Raw genomic sequence first — 20926 nt, 5'->3', positions numbered from 1 at the left:
CAGCCAGAATACGCATGATGTTAGTCCAAAACGCGAATTTTTTGTGTAATTGGTCAATCAATTCGTGAGTTTCGTTTGACAGCTTGTCCCGGTGAGGTAGGCTTTTCCTATTTATTGATGAAAGAAAGTGACGAAAACAACTCTCTCACTTGGCGAAAAAAGGTAACTCAATATGGAACAAACCTGGCGTTGGTATGGCCCGAACGATCCTGTCTCACTAGATGATGTTCGGCAAGCTGGAGCGACCGGCGTGGTGACGGCATTGCACCACATCCCCAATGGCGAAATCTGGTCGGTTGAAGAGATTGAAAAGCGCAAAGCCGAATTGAAGGCGAAAGGGCTGGTATGGTCAGTGGTGGAAAGCGTACCGGTTCATGAAGAGATCAAAACCCAGACGGGGAATTATCAGCAGCATATTGCCAATTATCAGCAATCGCTGCGTAACCTGGCGCAGTGCGGCATTGATACGGTGTGCTATAACTTTATGCCCGTACTGGACTGGACGCGAACCGATCTGGAGTATGTTCTGCCGGATGGCGCAAAGGCGCTGCGTTTCGATCATATTGCCTTTGCGGCTTTTGAACTGCATATCCTGCGGCGTCACGGTGCTGAAAAAGACTACACGGCGGATGAACAGGCACAGGCTGCTGACTACTTCCGTGCAATGAGCGAAGAAGATATCGCGCGCCTGACGGGGAACATTATCGCGGGCCTGCCGGGCTCCGAAGAAGGCTATACGCTGGAGCAATTTCGCGGACGTTTGGCGGAATATGACGGTATTGACCATGCGACACTGCGTGAGCACCTTGGGCATTTCCTGCGTGAGATTGTGCCCGTTGCGGAAGTTGTCGGTATTCGCCTGGCCATTCACCCTGACGATCCACCGCGTCCGATCCTTGGGCTGCCGCGGGTGATGTCCACGATTGACGACATGCGTTGGTTGAAACAGACGGTTGATAGCCTGCATAACGGTTTTACCTTCTGTACAGGTTCTTACGGCGTACGGGCCGATAACGATTTGGTTACGATGCTGGAAACGTTTGCCGATCGCGTGCATTTCACCCATCTGCGTGCGACCTGTCGCGAAGACAATCCCAATTCCTTCCACGAAGGGGCGCACTTGCAAGGTGATGTGGATATGGTAGCGATCATCAATGCCATTCTGGCAGAAGAGCTACGTCGTCAGAAGGCCGGCGATCGCCGGCCGATTCCGATGCGTCCGGATCACGGGCACCAAATGCTGGACGATCTGAAAAAGAAAACCAACCCCGGCTACTCGGCAATCGGTCGTCTGAAAGGTCTGGCGGAACTGCGTGGCGTCGAGCTGGCGCTGAAGCGCACGCTGTTTACCGAATTGCAGCAAGGGTGATGAAATGAAACAGACCGTGCTTAGTAGCACGGTCTGTCGATGACTGATGCGTCAGGACCCCAGAGGAAGTTAATTACGTGTGAATTCTGCCAGCAGAATTACAGGGCTTTAACGTTTGAGCGGCTGACTTTGCAGTTCTTGGTATCCCAGAACTCTCCGTATTTATCGGACTTTCCTTTCCCTTTTTCTACACCGTTAAACTCTTCACATACCGGCGGTTTACCTTCTTTGTAGCCTTTAATACGCAAATCGCGGATCTCAGCGACATCGCCAAAGTTACGGTTTACGCCAGCGATGCTGTCGATGGTGCCGTTAACGGTTGCGCTGATGATGGTCAGGTTACGTGGGCCGCCGTTGTTGGTGCAGTCACCGCAAGAGCGCCACAGTTTGCCGTGTTGCCCAGTCAGGGTGAAGTTACCTTGAACGATAGTGTGGCTGTTTTTGGCATTCTGTTGCAGCACTTTGTCCGGTTTTCCACCAGGGCCATTAGTGGTGTTATGGGCAACACCGCCGACGATGGTCATGGTTTTGCCGTTGTTGGTTGCTGCATCTTCACAGATGTCTTCCCAAATCACGTTTTCAATACGGCAGTCGCCGCTTGCGCAGTGGATGCCGTCAGAACCGCCTTTTGCCGAAATGCGCAGATTTTTGATGCTGGCATTTTCCAGCGTGATAACAGGAGGTTGCTTATCACTGTCACCGCTACAGCTCAGACCCAGAGTAATCCCATCGCAGTCGACAGATTTGTTTTTGATGACTGCACCGGCCTTACATTCAGAGCTTGCAGCCTTAAGCGGAGCGGCGCGCAATGGTGCTGGTGCCGTTGATGCGGCATTAGATTTCAGGACACTCTTATTGCCGCTAACGGTATCTACCCAATACCAATAATCCGATTTCGGATTGGCGGTTAAATCCGTAAAGGTTCTATCGGTGGAATTGAGCTCTGCGATTTTTTCGCTGCCTGCCTGATTATCACTGGTGCTGCGATACACATCCTGGCGAACAACGTTGCCTGCATCGGTAGACCAGCTTAAATAAGTGGCATTGTCTTTTTTCAGAAGCATCAGCATGGTGTCACTCGCCTGAGCCTGAAAAGAGAAAGCAGCGGTACATAAAAATATCGGTGTTAAATACTTAAACATTTGTTTTTCCTTGTAAATTAAACGGATATTTTTTCTCTTTATTTATTCCAAATAAAGAGGGAGTCCTTGCACATCGAAAATGATTATATAGCAGGGAATATGAAATGAATAATAATTCGACGAAATTGTTGAGGTTAATCAGATTATTTAATTTAGCGTGTTATTATTTTTTATTTAATTTTATTTATTGTTTATTATTTTCTTATTAATTATTTTTGGGAAATTAATAAACACGCGAAAATCTCTTGTTAAAGGATAAGAGAAATTAATGGTATGAAGAGGCGGGGATCTTATCACTCGCCTATTGCTGTGCGTGATGGGATTCAGTGTGTTTCCACGTTTCGTTGATGTGTTATTTAATTTATGGTGATCATTTAACCACATGTAAAGCTGAATGCTTTTATTGATAAATTGGGGCGTGAATTCAGATAACAAGTGCAGCGCATCGGCGTTTGCTTCTGGAAATGCATCAGGGAACGCTATCAGAGCTGACGGGGGAAGCTCGTAATCAGGCCTCGCGGGATGCTGTGGCGCAGATTAGTCGGTAACGTAAATCGGTGCGGCTGAATACCGTGCTGTGAGGTATCACACACCGTTAGCGTGAAGTCTGACAGGCATATATTAATTCGTTGAATTCTGGGGCAGAATAAACGCCAATGTTAGCAGGCTGCTAACAGAGTTGACGTTTTTATTTACAGATCAGGCACCTGACGTATCTGATCTGCCACTTAACTCAATAAGTTGGTATAGGTTATGAAAAGGATATTTAACGCATTATTCGTTGTTGTTTTTGTTTGTTTTTCGTCTCTGGCAAATGCGGCAGAAAATCTACCTAACATTGTTATTCTGGCAACCGGCGGGACAATCGCCGGTTCCGCTGCGGCCAATACGCAAACCACGGGGTATAAAGCGGGTGCGCTGGGCGTAGAGACGCTGATTCAAGCAGTACCAGAGCTGAAAACGCTTGCCAATATTTCAGGTGAGCAGGTTGCCAGCATCGGCAGTGAAAATATGACCAGCGACGTGTTGCTGAAACTGAGCAAGCGCGTGAACGAGCTGCTGGCACGCAGCGATGTTGATGGCGTGGTCATTACGCACGGTACGGATACGCTCGACGAATCGCCTTACTTCCTGAACCTGACGGTGAAAAGTGACAAACCGGTGGTCTTTGCCGCCGCGATGCGTCCGGCAACGGCAATCAGCGCCGACGGCCCAATGAACCTGTACGGCGCAGTAAAAGTGGCAGCGGATAAAAACTCTCGCGGTCGCGGCGTTTTAGTTGTGCTGAACGACCGTATTGGCTCTGCTCGTTTCATCAGCAAAACCAACGCTTCTACGCTGGATACCTTTAAAGCGCCGGAAGAAGGTTATCTGGGCGTGATTATCGGTGACAAAGTTTACTACCAGACTCGTCTGGATAAAGTTCACACCACACGTTCCGTATTTGACGTGACCAACGTCGATAAACTGCCAGCCGTTGACATTATTTATGGCTATCAGGACGATCCAGAATACATGTATGACGCCTCTATCAAACATGGCGCGAAAGGTATTGTCTATGCGGGCATGGGCGCAGGCTCGGTATCCAAGCGCGGCGATGCAGGTATCCGTAAAGCGGAAAGCAAAGGTATCGTTGTTGTGCGCTCCAGCCGTACCGGCAGCGGCATCGTGCCACCAGATGCGGGCCAACCTGGTCTAGTTGCTGATTCTCTGAGCCCAGCTAAGTCACGTATTCTGCTGATGCTGGCGCTGACGAAAACGACGAACCCAGCGGTGATTCAGGATTATTTCCACGCGTATTAATCGCCTGATCGATTTGTAGTGTGATGGCCCCGCCTTTAAACGCGGGGCTTTTTATACCCGTCATACTTCAAGCTGCATGTGCGTTGGCGTCGTTCAGTCACCCGAATCACTTACTTGAGTAAGCTCATCGGGATGCCCTCGCTCGCCGCCTTCCTGCAACTCGAATTATTTAGGGTATATTTCCTGTCATCCTATTTTTACTTTTAGTTATTCAACTTTTCGTTTCCACTGAGAAGTCACTTCCCTCTCTGTTGATTTTATCGGTATGATTCAGCCCACGACAAAGCAGGTAATCACCCCTATTTATCTTTGATACCCGAAATAATTCGAGTGGCGGCACTGCCTTCGCGCGTCCAGCTTGAAGTATGGTGGAGGGGGCAATAAAGAAGAAGGATACGTCACTACATGACACACCCCATTTTTATGGTTGGTGCCAGAGGCTGTGGGAAGACCACTGTTGGGCATCAACTGGCACAGGCGTTAGGATATGACTTTGTCGATACCGACCTGTTTATGCAACAGACCACCAATATGACGGTGGCTGATGTGGTTGCGCAGGAAGGATGGCATGGATTCCGCCAGCGTGAAAGTCTGGCGCTTCAGCAAGTGACGTCCAACCGTTGCATCGTCGCAACAGGCGGCGGTATGGTGTTGGCGGAAGCCAATCGGCGCTTTATGCATGAGAAAGGTACTGTTATTTACCTCCATGCGGATGCCGAACTGTTGGCCCAGCGGCTGGAAGAAAACCCGCAGGATAACCAGCGGCCGACGTTGACCGGTCGCCCTATCGCCGAGGAAATGGCCGATGTACTGGCCGCACGCGAGGCACTTTATCGCGGCGTCGCGCATCACGTTATTGATGCATCGCAAACGCCGGAAGTGATTGTGGCAAGCGTGTTGAAAGTGCTGCGCTCGTCGGCTGCATAGGCCGGTGGGCTGGACACTGGCAAAATAATCACCAGTCAGTGTTACCGAACACCAACTTTCAATGAATAGATCGTGACAGTGGCTCGACTCTCCTTTTAAGATGAATTTCATGAATTTTTTCGATGATAGGGTGCCGCGCTATGCTGAATGTAAATGAGTATTTTGCAGGGAAGGTCAAATCAATCGGTTTTGAAGGCGACAGCATTGGCCGCGCCAGTGTTGGCGTCATGGATGCGGGTGAATACACCTTTGGAACCGGACAGCCGGAAGAAATGACGGTGATCACCGGAGCATTGAAAGTACTGCTGCCAGGCGCACCGGATTGGCAGGTTTTCACACCGGGAGAAACGTTTTTCGTTCCGGGAAAAAGTGAGTTCAATTTGCAGGTGGTCGAACCGACCTCTTATCTTTGTAAATACCTGTAATTTCTATTCTATCTGTGTAGATTAGATCATTCTCGCCGCGTTGTGTACGACATAACGCGGCGTTTTTTTACCCTTTCGGTACTCTTTAGGTCGCGTGGGATGTTATCTGTTGTCACAAAGCGTTGAGTAAGTTGTTCTATTAATCGAGTATGCGCGTGTTCCATTCTTTTCTGATCCTGATCGGCCTGCGTAGAGGTAACATTACCATTGGGATTGTTACCTCTCTACTGAAAATGGCAATCGCGATTTTCCACAGAAAATAAAGTATATTTGGTTATTTCTAGCATGTTTATCTGTCAAAAAAATGTCATCTAATCTTTGTCACGCCCATCATTAATTCCATATATGAGTTATTTTATTTAATGGTGTTTATTAACTAATTGCGTAAAAGAATGTCGTGGTTATTAGGAATAATCCCATGATTGTTAAAATGCGGCGGATTATGGCATTGACCGATAATTTTATATTATGGTAGGTAAATAAGTTTTTTGTTCTTTTTATTTTCGTTAATTTGGTCTAATGCTCTGTTTTGTTGGTTTAAAATCCATTTGATGTCTTTTTTTTTATAAGGATTTGGTTAAACATATTAATTGTTTTTTTGAGTTTTAAGATAAATGGTGGTTGTGGAATGTGATCGCATTCAAGTTTTATTTTGCTGTGCCGTTATGGATAGTATAACTATTTTATGCAAAGAGTATTTTATGCTGAAAACGACGCGTTCCCGCATTCTTGCGGCCTGTTCGACAATTGTTGTGCTTTCGCTTGTTATCAATACCTTTCTTAATTACAGCATCGCCAATAACGCCAATAAGGAATCGATCCAGAATACGCTGAATGCGGTAGCGACAAGCCATAGTATCGCTATTAGCGACTGGGTTTCTTCTAAAACGCTGATGATCTCTGCGTTGCATGACCGTGTCACCACTGATGAGGATCCGATTCCGCTGTTTAAACAGATTGCGGCATCCGGCGGCCTCCTGAATGTGTACATGGGTTATGCTAATGGCACGGCCAAGTTTGCCGATTCTGGCGGTATTCCTGCCGATTACAACCCAACTGTCCGGCCTTGGTATCAGCAGGCGGTGAAAGAGGGCAAACCGCTGGTCACTGCCCCCTACGTTGATGCGGTGACGAATACGTTAGTGGTTTCTTTCGTTGCTTCCGTGGTGCAAGGCGGAACGGTCAGAGGCGTAGTCGGTAGCGATGTCACGATGAAAAGCGTGATTGAAAACGTAAAAGCAATTAACCCAGCTAAAGATAGCTTCGGTGTTCTCATCGAGCGCAGCGGTCTGATCATTGCTCACCCAGATGAAAAACTGACGCTGAAAAATATCACCGACATTGCCCCTGGGATTGATTTGAACGATATCCTTTCAGCAGATAGCGCCCGTGATGTGGATTTTTCTGGGTCGACAAAGCTTGTGGTGGCAAAACCGATTGCTGGCACGAACTGGTTCATGCTGGTGGCGTTGGATAAAGCCGAAGCCACCGCGAGCATGCGTTCTCTGCTGTCTACCTCTGTCATCACGCTGGTCGTTATCGCGCTGTTGGGCTCGTTGGTGATTGGTTTCATTATTGCGTCAACGCTTAAGCGCTTGCTGCAAATCCGTGATGCAATGGATGATATCAGCAACGGTAATAACGATCTGACGAAGCGTCTGCCGGATGAAGGGCATGATGAAGTAGCGCAAATTGCCCGCTCGTTTAATATTTTTGTCGATAAAATCAGTCAGGTAATGATGCAGATTCGGGATATCAGCGCATCGCTTCAGGTGGCTGCGGATGAAATTTCGGCGGGAAACAACGATCTCTCTGCGCGTACTGAATCTGCGGCGTCGAGCATTCAGCAAACCGCCGCCTCGCTGGAAGAAATTTCTGCGGCGGTAACGCAATCGGCAGGTTCTGCACAGCAGGTTAATGCTAAAGCTTTACTGCTGTCGAAAGATGCCGGTACGGGCGGAAAGGTGGTATCCGATGTGATTGTCACGATGGAAGAGATCGTGGTCGCGTCTGGCAAAATCGGCGATATCATCGGTGTGATCGATGGCATTGCATTCCAGACTAACATTCTGGCGCTTAATGCTGCGGTTGAAGCCGCGCGAGCGGGCGAACAGGGGCGTGGTTTCGCCGTGGTTGCTGGTGAAGTTCGCAGTTTGGCACAGCGCAGTGCGCAGGCTGCAAAAGAAATTAAAGAGCTGATTGAAGCGACAGTCTCCAGCGTGACGTCTGGCTCGGTGCAGGTTCGTCAGGCCAGCGACACGATGAATGAAATTGTCGGCGGCGTCTCTACGGTGAGTTCGGTGATGTCTGAAATCACACATGCGGCAGATGAGCAAATGCGTGGCATCAACGAGATTAACAAAGCGGTCGCACAGTTGGATTCGATGGTGCAACAAAACGCCGCGCTGGTGCAGGAATCTGCCGCTGCGTCGGGTGCGTTGCAGTCACAGGCTGAAGAGCTGAACGCTGTGGTTGGGGCATTCCGGGTTTAACGGATTCGTCACTGAGTTGCATTGCCCGCTGCCATAACGGTGGCGGGCAATCATCTATGATATTAACAATCGATGGTATTAATACTACGATAATATTAACGTTGGGCTTCTCCGCCCAATGCTTCAATCAGATTCGCAATCAATGCCGCCAACTCGCTGGTCATCAAAATAAAATCGGCATCAAACCGTTGAGCAAAATCTTCCCGATCGATATCGTCGTTTTGTTCCCGCAGCGTATCGGAGAACTTCAAGCGTTTTACTGAACCGTCCTCGGACAAGACTAAGTGAATCCTTTCCTGCCAGTCCAGCGCTAGCTTGGTGACCAGTTTGCCTGCTTCAATGTGTACGGCGATTTCATCGCAGACCAAATCCTGCTTTTTGCAGCGGATAACGCCGCCGTCTTCCAGAATGGCTTTCAGCTCTGCTTCATCCTGTAGTGTAAAACCTGCTGCTGGTTCACCGGATCGAACCCACTCGGTCAGCGTCAGCTCGATAGGGTTTTCCATCGTTAGCGGCACAACGGGCAGCGAACCCAGCGTTTTACGCAGCAGCGCCAGCGTATCTTCCGCTTTTTTGGCGCTGGCGGCATCGACCATTATCAGGCCGTTAACCGTATCGATCCACAGCCAAACCTGACTAAAGCGGCTAAATGCACGCGGAAGCAGGCTATGCAGTACTTCGTCTTTCAGCGAATCTTTTTCGGTTTTTTTCAGCTTGCGGTGCTGTTCCGCTTCCAGACGTTCAATCTTGGCCTGAAGGGTTTGCTTGATGACTGGGGACGGCAGGATTTTTTCTTCTTTGCGAACACAGATAACGATTTGCCCATTTACGACGTGGGTTAAGGCATCGCTATGGGATCCCATCGGTGATACCCAGCCCGTTTTCATCATATCTTGACTGCCGCACGGGGTGAACGCGAAAGCACTGAGCCGTTTTTCCAGTTCGTCCGCAGACAAAACGTTATCTTTGGACAGTACGCTGTCTCGGCTTAGGCGGTAAATCATTAAGTTCTTAAACCACAACATGGTGTTATCCCTGACTGGGCGCGCAGGTTTGCACGCGGGTTTGTAATGTTGCGCGCATGATAACGAATTCGAGGCGGTTATGTGGAATAAAATACCGAGATCCAGAGGAATCCCATCACGCGTTGAATGGTAACTAATTGGTTTATCTAGTCATATTCGTCATGCTTCAAGCTGCATGTGCGTTGGCAGCACGACTCAAATTATATTGAAACGTTTATCTCCGGCACCGAGTTTGCCGTGGATTACCAACGCCCGTGCTTCAGGCCATACACGGCGACTCCAGCGGGGTACGCGGAGCCGCCTGGCTCTGGCCGAAGACGGAATAATGGTTAAACGGCGTACTGCGGCGCCAGCCGGCTGACGCCCAGCCCGTTAATCTTCTGCACTTTGATCTGTACCGGAATACGCTCTTTCATGGCTTCGACATGGCTAATGACGCCGATGGTTTTACCGGAGGCGTTCAGGTTATCGAGGGCATCCAGCGCGATATCCAGCGTCTCAGCATCTAGCGTGCCGAAGCCTTCATCCAGAAACAGCGAGTCGATGCTGGCTTTGTGGCTGACCAAGTCGGAGAGCGCCAGCGCCAGCGACAAACTCACTAAGAAGCTCTCGCCGCCGGACAGCGTACGCGTATCACGCTCGGCGTCCGCTTGCCAGGTATCCATCACCAGCAGCTCCAGATCGTCACCGGGTTTCCGTTTCAGCATATAGCGCCCGTGCAGGCGAGAAAGCTGGAGATTGGCGAGATAAACCAGATGGTCCAACGTTAGCCCCTGAGCAAACTTACGGAATTTATGCCCGCTTTGTGAGCCGATGAGCGTATTAAGACAGCTCCAGTCGTCATACATTTGCTGGCTTTGGGCGATCTCATTGAGTAAATCCTGCTGATTCTGGCGCTGTTGTTTATCGTCAGCCAACTGACGCTGGAACTCGCCTTGCTGCCGCAGGTTGGTTTTCAGTGTTTCATCCAGCGCTGCCAACTGCTGTTGTACCGCTTCTTGTGTGGCGTCTTCCGTCAGGGAAGCGGGGCGCTTTTGTTGATGGGCGAGCAGCTCACGTTCAGCCTGCTGGTGAAGTGCCGCCGCCTGCTGCAAACGCTGAGATAGTTCTTCCTTCCACGTCTGCAACGTCAGGCGTTCCTGCTCATCAAGCAGCGCATTGAGGAACGTGGTTTCATCGGCGAAAGTGCTTTGCTGCAACGCCTGAGTAAAGCGTTCGGTCGCACTCTCATGCTGGCGTGTGCTCTGTTCATACTGCTGTTGCGTGCTAGCCAGCTCTCCCGTCAGACGGCTTAACGTTGTTTCGGTTTGCTGACGAGCTGACAGGGCTAGCCTGAGTGCATCGTCGTACCGCTGGCTGATGTGCTGTAGCTGTTCACGCACAGTGGCAATTTGCTTGTCCCCAAACAACGCCTGCCGCTCTTGTTGGCTTGTGTTGAGTTGCGTGAGGTACTGTTCCAACTGCTGTTGCTGTGTTTGGATCAGTTGTCTCGCCTCTGTCACGCTGCGATTCAGATGTTGAAGATCGCTTTGCAGCGTGGCTAATAGAGGAACTAAGCGAGATTGCTGCTGCTCTTTGGTTTTCCAGTCTTGCCACTCGTTCTCGCGCTGAGCCAGCCAGTCATTCTGGGCATCGGCCTCCGGCAGAGGAAGGTTTAAGGTTGTCAGCGTCTGCGTGATTTCCTGAGTGTGCTGTGTGATTTGCTGGTGCACGTTTTGCAGCGACTGATCGATTTCTTGCTGCGTAATGCTTAGCGAGGATTGCTGCTGGGTATTCAGCGCGATTTTCTGGCCGAGTTCCCGCTGCAATGCCTCTGCGGCAGTCAGTAAATCCTTACTTTCCTGCCACTGTTTTTGCAATTGCTCGCGTGCGGCAATCTGCTGTCGAATGGCCTGTTCTTCGGCTTCACGCTCTGTAAGCCAGACGGCTATCTCGTCCTGCTGTTCCAGCGAGTAGGTAACTTGTAAGCGCTCACTGACATCTTGCCACTGTTGCAGCAGGGCGTGATGTTCGCTATCGATCTGAGCGATCTCCTGTTGCAACATTTCCCGCTGTTGCGCTAGCGAGGCCAACTGTGCGGTCGTATTCGCCAGCGCTGCCGTTAACTGGTTCACGTCCTGCTGTAGCGCCGTCAGGCGCTGTTGGGTTTCAGACGGTTGCAGCGCTTGATAGCGTTCAATGGCTGGATGCTCGGTTGAACCACATAGCGGACACGCTTCTCCGGCCTGTAGCCGCTGGCGTTCGGCTTCCAGCTTAACGATACGCTCTTCCTGCCGGAGCAGCGTTTCCAGATCGACCAGATGCTGGCTTCGCTGCTCATGCTCGGATTGCTGCTGTTTCTTTAAGATTTCTGACTGGCTGATATGCCCTTGTACTTCACCCTGTTTGGCAAGGTACTGTTGCTTGCGGACGTGCAGACGCTGGAACTGGTCGCTGATTGTCGCGAGTCGTTGGCGTTCAGCATGCTGGTCAATGCGTTGATTAAACTGCTGTTGCAGGGCGTAAAGCGACTGGTACGCCTCCTGCTGTTGCCGTGTTTTATCGTGTTGCATGAACTGCTGACGGGCAGCATCAACGACCGTTTGTTGTTCACGCTGCTGTGTCGCCAGAGTCAGTGTCTCTTGCTGTAGCACTGCCGATTGTGCTGTGTGCTGCGCCTGTTTTTGCTTCAGCTTCTCTTGCTCGTCCTGAAGCTGGCGCAGTTGGCGAAACTGGGTGCGCCACAGAGGAAGTTGTTCTCCCCATTGCTGATGATGCGCGTGTTGCTGGCGGTAAGACTGGATCTGTTCAAGCTGCTGTGTAGCCTGCTGCTGTTCCGCCGCCGTCTGGGTTTGTTTACTTTCATCGGCGTGCAGACGAGCCTGCGTTTTTGCCAGTTCGTCTTGTTGCTGCGCTTTTTGCTGCTCCAGCGTGGCAATGCGATGGTCAAGTGGCACAACCTGTTCGTTGATCACCCGCTCTTGTTGCTGCCGTACCTGTTTGTGCTCACTCACATCCCGCTCTGCTTTTTCTTCCTGCTGGCGTAGCGCGGTTAACGTCACCTGTTCGGCGGCCTGCTTCCCAGTCAGTTGTTCAATACGCTGTGACAGCGTGAGAGATTCCTGTCGATAGCGTTCTCGTTCCTGATGTAGTGGCCTCAGTTTTTCTGCGGGTTCGCTGTGAGTTAACCTGTCGAGCTGCGGTTTAGCCTGCTGAATGGCGGATTCGGCGCTTGCATGTTGCGCCTGCGTGTTGGTTCGTTGTGTGTGCTGCTGCGTCAGTTGCTCAAACCAGCGCAGCGTAGTCAGCGCTTGCTCACGTTCGACGTTGCCCCGTTGCTCGTGCTGGAGCAGCTCGGCAAGCTGTTCTTCCACCTGCTGGCGCTGGTCGTCGATTAAAAGCTGAATGCCTGATGCGCGCGCCTGTAACGTGCTCAGTGCGACGTTTGCCTGCTTGTGCTTGTCATAGACGCGTTCGGAAATCAGGCCGTAAATGTCCGTGCCGGTCAGCTCTTCCAGCAGTTCCGCTCGGTCATCTGCTTTGGCGTTGAGGAAGGCGGCAAACTGCCCCTGAGACAGCATCATGGATCGCGTGAAGCGGCCAAAATCCAGCCCGGTGAGCTGTGTGATCATCTCTTTCTTATCATTGAGCTTTTCACACAGAATCTTGCCGTCTTCAATGAGCGCAAGTTCGGCCTTTGGAGACTGCAAATTGCCGTCTGGGGCGTTTCTTGCCCGACGCTGGCTCCAGAAGGCGCGATATCCGACGCCTTTAACTTCAAACTCGACTTCGGCAAGGCACTCAGCGGTGTTACGCGTCATCAGGTCATTCTGGCTGGCGGAAAGCAGCCCAAGCCGTGGCGTTTCGTGGTACAGCGCCAGACAGATCGCATCCAGCAGCGTGGTTTTCCCCGCGCCGGTCGGGCCGGTAATGGCAAATAAGCCGTTACTGGAAAAGGGCTCTTGCGTGAAATCGATCTTCCATTCGCCTTTCAACGCGTTGAGGTTTTTTAAGCGCAGACTGAGAATTTTCATTTGGCCGTCTCGCTATTTTCCAGTTCGTCAATAACCTGATTAAACAGCGTGCGAACACGCTGTTGGCGGCTGTCTTCCATGTCTGTCTCCGTTACCAGACGACGCTCAAAAACGTCATGTACGCTCAGTTCGTTCAGCGTTTCCTTGTCCTGTCGGGTAATCGCCTGCAGGCGTTGTTCACGCGTGCGGCGCAGCAGCAGCACTTCTACGGGCAGGTTCTCGGTCATCGCCTGAATGCGTTTTTGCATGTCGCTCAGATAATCCTGCGTGTTGATTTCAATATCCAACCACACGGGTTTATCGCCCTGATAATTCTTGAAGGTGGCCAGCTGTTGTTCAATATCGCTCAGGCTACCTTTAATCAATTGCATCGGCTGAGTCATGGGAATTGACAGGATGTCTATCTGCGGAGGCGTTTGCGGTAACGCGTCAGGTGCAAAGCTCACCAGACAGACCGATTTCTCGCTGTTTAGCTCATCAAAACTCAACGGGATGGGCGAACCGCTGTAGCGAATATGCTCGCTTTGGGTCACGCGCTGCGGGCGGTGAATATGGCCGAGCGCGATATAATCCGCAGGCGGAAAAGCCTGAGCAGGGAAGGCATCGAGCGTACCAATATAGATATCGCGTACGGATTCTGAGGGGGTTGCGCCAATCGTCGTCAGATGTCCGGTTGCGATAATCGGCAGCGGCAGGCCAAGCTCGTCGCGCTTTTGGCAAGCCAGTTGATAACATTGCTGGTAGTGCGCGGTAATCGCTTCCTGTAGTGCCAGCTGTTTTTCATCCCCGGATTGCCCGGCTTTGCTGGTCAACACATCACGCGGACGTAAAAAAGGAATCGCGCAGAGCAGGGCTCTGGGCTGTCTTTGACGGTTTTCTAGCAGGAGCACCTGTTGGGCCGGATCGTCGCTGGCGCAGGCAATCACTTGCGTGTTCAGGCAGGCCAGCAGTTCGCGAGATTCATTTAGCATCGCGACAGAATCGTGGTTACCGCCGAGAACAATGAGCTGGCAGCCTGTGCGCTGTAGCGCGACCACGAAGCTATAATACATTTCCCGCGCATAGCTGGGAGGAGAGCCGTTATCAAAAATATCGCCAGCAACGATAATGGCATCGACCTGGTGTTGTTCCACCTGAACGATAAGCCAGTTTAGAAAAGCCTGATGCTCAGCAGCGCGGCTTTTGGTATAAAAATATTGCCCTAAATGCCAATCGGCAGTATGGATAATGCGCATCGTGCTCTCTCGATATTCATGCCGCGTGGCGGTGGATGACGTTGTCATTATTTATTATGTGAAAGGGTGTGTCGTCGCCATGGTGCTTTGTCATCGTAATGCCATGATTATATATAGCAGGGATGGCGGCTGTCGCGGTGGAATCAGGCTTTTGGAAAGCGGCTCGAAAAATCGGATGTACGCGTTGTAACAATCGTGCAGAGAGGCCCGTGTGCTTTTCATAAATCTGTCATAAAACTGACGCATAATGCCTCCGCTTGCTAACAGCGACGATGATTAACGACAGGATTAACAATGGCAAAACGCATATTAGTCGTGGAAGATGAAGCACCAATTCGTGAAATGGTCTGCTTTGTACTGGAACAAAATGGTTATCAACCCGTTGAAGCTGAAGACTATGACAGCGCGGTGACGCAACTGTCGGAGCCATTCCCGGAACTGGTGTTATTGGACTGGATGCTGCCAGGCGGGTCGGGCCTGCAATTCATCAAGCATATGAAGCGCGAGGCGCTGACGCGTGATATTCCGGTGATGATGTTGACCGCGCGTGGCGAAGAAGAAGACCGCGTGCGCGGGCTTGAAGTGGGGGCGGATGATTACATTACCAAACCGTTTTCACCCAAAGAATTGGTGGCGCGTATCAAAGCCGTCATGCGCCGAATTTCACCGATGGCGGTGGAAGAAGTGATTGAAATGCGTGGCCTGAACCTCGATCCTTCCTCACATCGCGTGACGACCGAGGAGCACGCGTTGGACATGGGGCCGACGGAATTTAAACTGCTGCATTTCTTTATGACGCATCCTGAACGTGTTTATAGCCGGGAACAGTTGCTGAATCACGTTTGGGGCACTAACGTTTATGTTGAGGATCGTACTGTCGACGTTCATATTCGTCGCCTGCGTAAAGCGCTGGAAACCAGCGGACATGACAAAATGGTGCAAACCGTTCGGGGAACGGGCTACCGTTTTTCAACGCGTTACTGAGGTGATCGTAACCGGAGACACATTAACGTGCTAGAACGTTTATCCTGGAAAAGGCTGGCATTGGAGCTAGCTTTTTTTTGTTTGCCCGCTTTACTGCTGGGGCTGATTTTTGGCTATCTGCCCTGGTTTCTGCTGGTCGCCGTATTAGGCTTACTGTGCTGGAATTTTTATAACCAGCTAAAACTCTCTTATTGGCTGTGGGTTGACCGCAGCATGACGCCGCCGCCCGGCCGCTGGAGCTGGGAACCGCTGTTTTACGGTCTCTATCAGATGCAGTTGCGTAATCGACGCCGACGCCGTGAGCTGGCGCTCCTTATCAAACGGTTTCGCAGCGGTGCCGAATCCTTACCTGATGCCGTGGTGATCACCACCGAAGAAGGAACGATCTTCTGGTGTAATCATCTGGCGCAGCACCTGCTGAGTTTTCGTTGGCCGGAAGATAACGGTCAGAATATCCTCAACTTATTGCGCTATCCCGAATTCACGAATTACATGAAAGGACAGGATTTTAGCCGTCCTCTCACGCTGCAGTTGAATAATTCCCACCATGTTGAATTCCGCGTGATGCCCTATTCCGAAGGCCAGCTATTGATGGTGGCGCGTGATATTACGCAAATGCACCAGCTTGAAGGAGCCAGACGTAACTTTTTTGCCAACGTGAGCCATGAACTGCGTACGCCGCTGACGGTGTTGCAGGGCTATCTGGAAATGATGCAGGAAGAAACGCTGGATGCGGCGCTACGCGGAAAAGCGTTGAATACCATGCAGGAGCAGACCCGACGCATGGACGGGCTGGTCAAACAGTTGCTGACCCTGTCCCGTATTGAGGCGGCAACGGCCATCGATCTGAATGAAAAGGTCGATATTCCGTTGATGCTGCGCGTATTGCAGCGTGAAGCGCAGACGCTGAGTCAGGGGCGTCATGAGATCGTCTTTCGTGTGAACGAAAGCCTCCGCGTGTTTGGTAATGAAGAACAGCTGCGCAGTGCGGTATCCAATCTGGTGTATAACGCGGTCAACCATACGCCAGCGGGAACGCGTATCGAAGTTTGTTGGCAGAAGATCCCACAGGGCGCGCAATTTCAGGTCAGCGATAACGGGCCTGGCATTGCGGCCGAGCACTTGCCGCGCCTGACGGAACGCTTTTATCGGGTGGATAAGGCGCGCTCACGACAAACGGGCGGCAGCGGGCTGGGGCTGGCGATTGTGAAGCATGCGCTTAGCCATCATGATTCGCGTCTGGAGATCATGAGTGAGGATGGTCTGGGCTCACGTTTTGTCTTTACGTTGCCGAATCGGTTGATTGTCCCTGCCTCTCTGGCTGAAAATACGGTGAAACCTTCAGCCTGACGGAAAACGCTATCTATGACATCCGCCACTCGTATTGCGGGCGCTTTTTTACTGCTGCTCAGCGCGTTGTGTTCCGCACAGCCTCGTCAGATGCTGGCGGGTAATCTCTCCAGTGCGGGGTCGGATACGCTGGCTAACCTGATGGCCTTTTGGGCGACGGATTTCAGCCAGCATTACCCGAACGTGAATTTACAGATTCAGGCCGCCGGTTCGTCCTCTGCGCCGACGTCTCTGGCATCCGGTGCCGCGCAGCTTGGGCCGATGAGCAGGGCGATGAAGGCCAGCGAAATTGAGGCGTTCGTCCAGCATTATGGTTACCCGCCGCTGGCGGTGCCGGTGGCACTGGATGCGCTGGTCGTGTTGGTCAATCAGGATAACCCGCTGTCTGGGCTGAACTTGTCGCAGTTGGACGCCATCTTTTCAATTACGCAGCGCTGCGGTAACCACCAGCCGATAAAACAGTGGGGTGATGTCGGCCTGCACGGCAGTTGGGAAAAGCGCACGCTACTGCGCTATGGGCGAAACTCTGCGTCGGGAACCTATGGGTTCTTTAAGCAAAAGTCGCTATGCCGTGGCGATTTCCTTCCTCAAGTTAATGAGTTGCCGGGTTCGGCGTCTGTCGTACAAGCGGTTGCAGCGTCAACCGATGCCATCGGCTATGCCAGCGTGGGGTTTCGTACCAGCGGTGTGAGAATGCTGCCGTTAGCCGCACAGGGCACCGACTACATCTACCCCTCGACTGAAAATATCCGCAGCGGTTTGTATCCCTACACCCGCTATCTCTATATCTATGTAAACAAAGCGCCCAGCCAACCGCTGGAAGCGCTGACGGCGGCATTTTTAGATCGTGTGCTGTCCGAAACGGGGCAGTCGCTGGTGAATCAGGATGGTTATTTACCGCTGCCGGAAGACACGCGTCGTCAGGCGCGTCAGCAGATTGGCCTGCCGCAATAATTCCCCTTTCCACTACGAATTTGTGATGTTTTCACGTCATGTGAACTTTCTTCATGTGACGTGAAAATTCTTCTATTGCCCTGTGATTCGCCACGTGACAGGATAGTTTTAAATTTAGACGTCCAGATGGCTAAATAAGATTAAATGTAACTATCCCTCTGGGCAAATATTTCATATTGAAACTATCTGTCAGTACACTTCTTTCCCGAAGAGCGGTGCTGGCAACATGTCAGGAGCGACATATGGCGAATACCTTATCCCCTTTCCGTGCCGATACCGTCGGCAGTTTCTTGCGTCCAGCAGCGATTAAGGAAGCACGTCTTCAGCATCAGGCGGGCGAGATTGATGATGCTGCGCTGCGTAGCATTGAAGATCGTGAGATTCTGCGAGTAGTAGAAAAGCAGCGTGAAGCGGGCCTGCAGGTTGTGACGGATGGTGAACTACGTCGTGCCTGGTGGCATTTCGACTTCTTTGCCGATTTGAACGGTGTGGAGCGCTACGAAGCCGATCACGGTATTCAATTCAACGGTATTCAGACCAAATCCCATGCGATTCGCGTCGTGGATAAAGTGAGTTTCAATCCCCAGCATCCGATGCTCGATCATTTCCGTTATCTGAACAGCATTTCTGGCGATGCTGTCGCTAAAATGACGATTCCAAGCCCTAGCGTGATGCATTTCCGCGGCGGCCGCAAAGCGATTGATGCGACGGTTTATCCGGATCTGGCGGACTATTTCGACGATTTGGCACAAACCTGGCGCGATGCGATTCACGCATTTTATGACGCAGGCTGTCGCTTCCTGCAACTGGATGACACCGTATGGGCCTACCTGTGCTCTGACGATCAAAAACGCCAGATCCGTGAACGTGGCGAAGATCCGGCACAGCTGGCGCGGACCTATGCTGATGTGCTGAATAAAGCGCTGGCTGATAAGCCTGCGGATCTGGTTATCGGTTTACATGTCTGTCGCGGTAATTTCCGCTCAACCTGGATTTCTGAAGGCGGGTATGAGCCTGTGGCAGAAATTCTGTTTGGCGAAGTGAATGTTGATGCGTTCTTCCTGGAATATGATACCGAGAGAGCCGGTGGATTTGAGCCGCTGCGTTTTGTGAAGCCAGGCCATCAGCAGGTGGTGCTGGGGCTGATCACGACGAAGAACGGTGAGCTGGAAGAGGCAGAAGTCGTGCAGGCGCGCATCGCGGAAGCGGCAAAATATGTCGATCTCAGCCAGATTTGCCTGAGCCCGCAGTGTGGCTTTGCTTCAACGGAAGAGGGCAATAGCCTGACGGAAGAGCAGCAGTGGAATAAGCTGAAGCTTGTCGTGGATATCGCCAATCGCGTGTGGTGACAACTAGAGATCACCGTATCACTGTAATGGATAAACAAAAGCCGGATCATTTGATCCGGCTTTTTTGTGCTCATTCTTCTGCTCCCTACCCGCGACGTTCTGTGAAATAGGTTTTTTATGATCGAACAACGCATTTTATGACGGTTTTTGTCAGTTTTATTGCATTGAAATATCGATAAATGCGCAAATCATGTGTTATGCAAATAAGGATAAACCAATTTATATTCTTATTTTTTGGCATAATTAGGCTTGATGCTCTGGTTTTTGGATCTCTGCTTGTCTTTTTACGCTATAAACGTTTTACTTAGCACCCAATATGGCTGTGCAAAAAATAACTCCTCTATGCTCGCCATCTTTCGCGTCGTCAGAGCGTTGGCTCATTCTTCGGGTTACCCGTTTGCGAATGTTTTCTGGCGGCGATAAACGACACCGTTTTCTTTTATCGATTTGATACAGGCAACACGACATAACTATGAGTCATCGTTTAACTTCCAAAGATATCGTGGCATTAGGTTTTATGACCTTTGCTTTGTTCGTGGGGGCAGGAAATATTATTTTCCCGCCGATGGTGGGATTGCAGGCGGGAGAGCAGGTTTGGACTGCAGCGCTCGGCTTTCTGCTGACGGCAGTTGGCCTACCGGTGTTGACTGTGATCGCATTGGCACGGGTTGGCGGTGGCGTTGACGCGCTGAGTTCGCCGATTGGTAAAAAGGCTGGTGTTGTTCTGGCTACCGTGTGCTATTTGGCCGTTGGGCCACTGTTCGCCACGCCGCGCACGGCAACCGTGTCGTTTGAAGTCGGCCTTGCTCCTTTGGTCGGCAACGGAGCCTCTCCGCTGCTGATTTATAGCCTGATTTATTTTGCTATTGTGATCGCGATTTCCCTGTATCCCGGCAAACTGCTGGATACGGTCGGCCATGTATTGGCACCGTTAAAGATCATTGCGCTGGCTGTTCTGGGCATTGCTGCGATGCTGTGGCCTGCCGGCTCGCCTATCCCAGCGACAGAAACGTATGAGCAACTGCCGTTCTCTAATGGTTTCGTCAACGGCTATCTGACGATGGATACGTTGGGCGCAATGGTATTTGGTATTGTTATCGTGAATGCGGCGCGCTCGCGTGGAGTGACCAGCTCCGTGCTGCTGACGCGTTACACCATGTGGGCAGGATTAATTGCGGGGATCGGTCTGACATTAGTCTATTTGAGCCTGTTCCAGCTCGGTTCCGTCAGTGGTGAACTGGTGCCGCAGGCGCAGAACGGCGCAGAAATTCTCCACGCCTATGTGCAACATTCGTTCGGTAACATGGGAAGCAGCTTCCTGGCGTTGTTAATCTTCATCGCGTGTCTGGTGACGGCGGTGGGGCTGACCTGTGCCTGTGCGGAATTCTTTGCGCAATACCTGCCGTTGTCTTACCGCACGCTGGTGTTTGTGTTGGGAACGTTCTCGATGGTGGTGTCTAATCTGGGCTTGAGCCATCTGATTCAACTTTCCATTCCTGTACTGACGGCGATTTATCCACCGTGTATCATTCTGGTTTTATTGAGCTTTACGCTGCGTTGGTGGAATAGCGCTTCACGTATTGTGGCCCCCGTCATGTTAGTTAGTCTGTTATTTGGCATGATTGATGGTATAAAATCGTCGGCTTTCAAATCGCTGTTGCCAGAGTGGAGCCTCAACCTGCCGCTGAGCGAGCAAGGGTTGGCCTGGCTGCCTCCGTCACTGCTGATCTTACTGGTTGCGGTAATTTACGACAGACTTTGTGGCCGTCAGGAAGTGACGGTACATCAATAATATCGTTAATGCCTGATAGCGCTGGGGTGGTAGGGATAGCGTACTGCTCCAGCACAAGGTTGGGTT

14 protein-coding genes are annotated in these 20926 nt (G+C 51.2%); 10 read left to right on the top strand and 4 right to left on the bottom strand.

Annotation, left to right across the window (positions count from 1 at the left end; genetic code table 11):
• The first annotated feature begins 172 nt into the window (after positions 1–172).
• Positions 173–1369 carry a mannonate dehydratase gene (gene uxuA, locus IG609_RS15100; protein ID WP_193397580.1) on the top strand — a complete coding sequence of 399 codons (1197 nt, stop codon included), beginning with the start codon at positions 173–175 and terminating at the stop codon, positions 1367–1369.
• Between the two features lie 98 nt (positions 1370–1467).
• Here the strand turns inward: uxuA and pelI are convergent, their stop codons facing one another.
• Complete coding sequence (gene pelI, locus IG609_RS15095; RefSeq protein ID WP_193397579.1) at positions 1468–2511, bottom strand: pectate lyase PelI; 1044 nt, start codon at positions 2509–2511, stop codon at positions 1468–1470.
• Positions 2512–3264: 753 nt separating this feature from the next.
• On the opposite strand from pelI, the gene IG609_RS15085 reads away from it, so the two are divergent.
• The 4 genes from IG609_RS15085 to IG609_RS15070 all read left to right on the top strand — a co-directional run bounded on the left by IG609_RS15085 (position 3265) and on the right by IG609_RS15070 (position 8158).
• Entirely contained in the window at positions 3265–4314 is a 1050-nt protein-coding gene (locus IG609_RS15085; RefSeq protein WP_130633901.1) for a type II asparaginase, read from the top strand.
• A 405-nt stretch (positions 4315–4719) separates the two neighbouring features.
• On the top strand, positions 4720–5241 hold the full coding sequence (gene aroL, locus IG609_RS15080; RefSeq protein ID WP_193397578.1) for a shikimate kinase AroL: 522 nt from the start codon (positions 4720–4722) through the stop codon (positions 5239–5241).
• A 140-nt stretch (positions 5242–5381) separates the two neighbouring features.
• The gene (gene ppnP, locus IG609_RS15075) at positions 5382–5666 is read left to right on the top strand and encodes a pyrimidine/purine nucleoside phosphorylase (RefSeq protein ID WP_005975968.1); all 285 of its coding nucleotides are present in this window, start codon (positions 5382–5384) and stop codon (positions 5664–5666) included.
• 701 nt (positions 5667–6367) lie between these two features.
• A complete protein-coding gene (locus tag IG609_RS15070) occupies positions 6368–8158 on the top strand; it encodes a methyl-accepting chemotaxis protein (protein ID WP_193397577.1) in 1791 nt (596 codons plus the stop codon).
• Between the two features lie 95 nt (positions 8159–8253).
• On the opposite strand, the gene rdgC is transcribed toward IG609_RS15070, so the two are convergent.
• From rdgC to sbcD, 3 genes are all read right to left on the bottom strand, one after another.
• Positions 8254–9183 (bottom strand): recombination-associated protein RdgC, encoded by a 930-nt coding sequence (rdgC, locus tag IG609_RS15065; RefSeq protein WP_193397576.1) that lies wholly within the window; start codon positions 9181–9183, stop codon positions 8254–8256.
• 329 nt (positions 9184–9512) lie between these two features.
• Positions 9513–13196 (bottom strand): AAA family ATPase, encoded by a 3684-nt coding sequence (locus tag IG609_RS15060; protein WP_193397575.1) that lies wholly within the window; start codon positions 13194–13196, stop codon positions 9513–9515.
• Positions 13193–14431 (bottom strand): exonuclease subunit SbcD, encoded by a 1239-nt coding sequence (sbcD, locus tag IG609_RS15055; RefSeq protein WP_193397606.1) that lies wholly within the window; start codon positions 14429–14431, stop codon positions 13193–13195. Before sbcD ends, IG609_RS15060 begins: the two co-directional genes overlap by 4 nt.
• 294 nt (positions 14432–14725) lie before the next feature.
• Here sbcD and phoB point away from each other — a divergent pair, with 294 nt between their 5' ends.
• The 5 genes from phoB (at position 14726) to brnQ (ending at position 20860) form a co-directional block, all read left to right on the top strand.
• Positions 14726–15415 (top strand): phosphate response regulator transcription factor PhoB, encoded by a 690-nt coding sequence (gene phoB, locus IG609_RS15050; protein ID WP_102116798.1) that lies wholly within the window; start codon positions 14726–14728, stop codon positions 15413–15415.
• 27 nt (positions 15416–15442) lie between these two features.
• On the top strand, positions 15443–16765 hold the full coding sequence (phoR, locus tag IG609_RS15045; RefSeq protein WP_102116797.1) for a phosphate regulon sensor histidine kinase PhoR: 1323 nt from the start codon (positions 15443–15445) through the stop codon (positions 16763–16765).
• A 15-nt stretch (positions 16766–16780) separates the two neighbouring features.
• Complete coding sequence (locus tag IG609_RS15040) at positions 16781–17719, top strand: PstS family phosphate ABC transporter substrate-binding protein (protein WP_193397574.1); 939 nt, start codon at positions 16781–16783, stop codon at positions 17717–17719.
• 242 nt (positions 17720–17961) lie between these two features.
• Positions 17962–19068, top strand: coding sequence for a cobalamin-independent methionine synthase II family protein (locus IG609_RS15035; RefSeq protein WP_193397573.1), 1107 nt, complete (start codon positions 17962–17964; stop codon positions 19066–19068).
• Positions 19069–19540: 472 nt separating this feature from the next.
• A complete protein-coding gene (gene brnQ / locus IG609_RS15030; RefSeq protein ID WP_193397572.1) occupies positions 19541–20860 on the top strand; it encodes a branched-chain amino acid transport system II carrier protein in 1320 nt (439 codons plus the stop codon).
• The last annotated feature ends 66 nt before the right edge of the window (positions 20861–20926 follow it).

Origin of the sequence: Pectobacterium quasiaquaticum (assembly GCF_014946775.2) — a bacterium.
Classification (GTDB): Bacteria; Pseudomonadota; Gammaproteobacteria; order Enterobacterales; family Enterobacteriaceae; genus Pectobacterium; species Pectobacterium aquaticum.
Note: the sequence above shows the minus strand (reverse complement) of the source record. Positions and strands in the feature narration are given on the sequence as shown.

Bases quoted from the DNA above. Each gene is read 5' to 3' on its own strand.
- uxuA (WP_193397580.1), top strand. From the start codon at position 173: ATGGAACAAACCTGGCGTTGGTATGGCCCGAACGATCCTGTCTCACTA.
- pelI (WP_193397579.1), bottom strand. From the start codon at position 2,511: ATGTTTAAGTATTTAACACCGATATTTTTATGTACCGCTGCTTTCTCT.
- IG609_RS15085 (WP_130633901.1), top strand. From the start codon at position 3,265: ATGAAAAGGATATTTAACGCATTATTCGTTGTTGTTTTTGTTTGTTTT.
- aroL (WP_193397578.1), top strand. From the start codon at position 4,720: ATGACACACCCCATTTTTATGGTTGGTGCCAGAGGCTGTGGGAAGACC.
- ppnP (WP_005975968.1), top strand. From the start codon at position 5,382: ATGCTGAATGTAAATGAGTATTTTGCAGGGAAGGTCAAATCAATCGGT.
- IG609_RS15070 (WP_193397577.1), top strand. From the start codon at position 6,368: ATGCTGAAAACGACGCGTTCCCGCATTCTTGCGGCCTGTTCGACAATT.
- rdgC (WP_193397576.1), bottom strand. From the start codon at position 9,183: ATGTTGTGGTTTAAGAACTTAATGATTTACCGCCTAAGCCGAGACAGC.
- IG609_RS15060 (WP_193397575.1), bottom strand. From the start codon at position 13,196: ATGAAAATTCTCAGTCTGCGCTTAAAAAACCTCAACGCGTTGAAAGGC.
- sbcD (WP_193397606.1), bottom strand. From the start codon at position 14,431: ATGCGCATTATCCATACTGCCGATTGGCATTTAGGGCAATATTTTTAT.
- phoB (WP_102116798.1), top strand. From the start codon at position 14,726: ATGGCAAAACGCATATTAGTCGTGGAAGATGAAGCACCAATTCGTGAA.
- IG609_RS15040 (WP_193397574.1), top strand. From the start codon at position 16,781: ATGACATCCGCCACTCGTATTGCGGGCGCTTTTTTACTGCTGCTCAGC.
- IG609_RS15035 (WP_193397573.1), top strand. From the start codon at position 17,962: ATGGCGAATACCTTATCCCCTTTCCGTGCCGATACCGTCGGCAGTTTC.
- brnQ (WP_193397572.1), top strand. From the start codon at position 19,541: ATGAGTCATCGTTTAACTTCCAAAGATATCGTGGCATTAGGTTTTATG.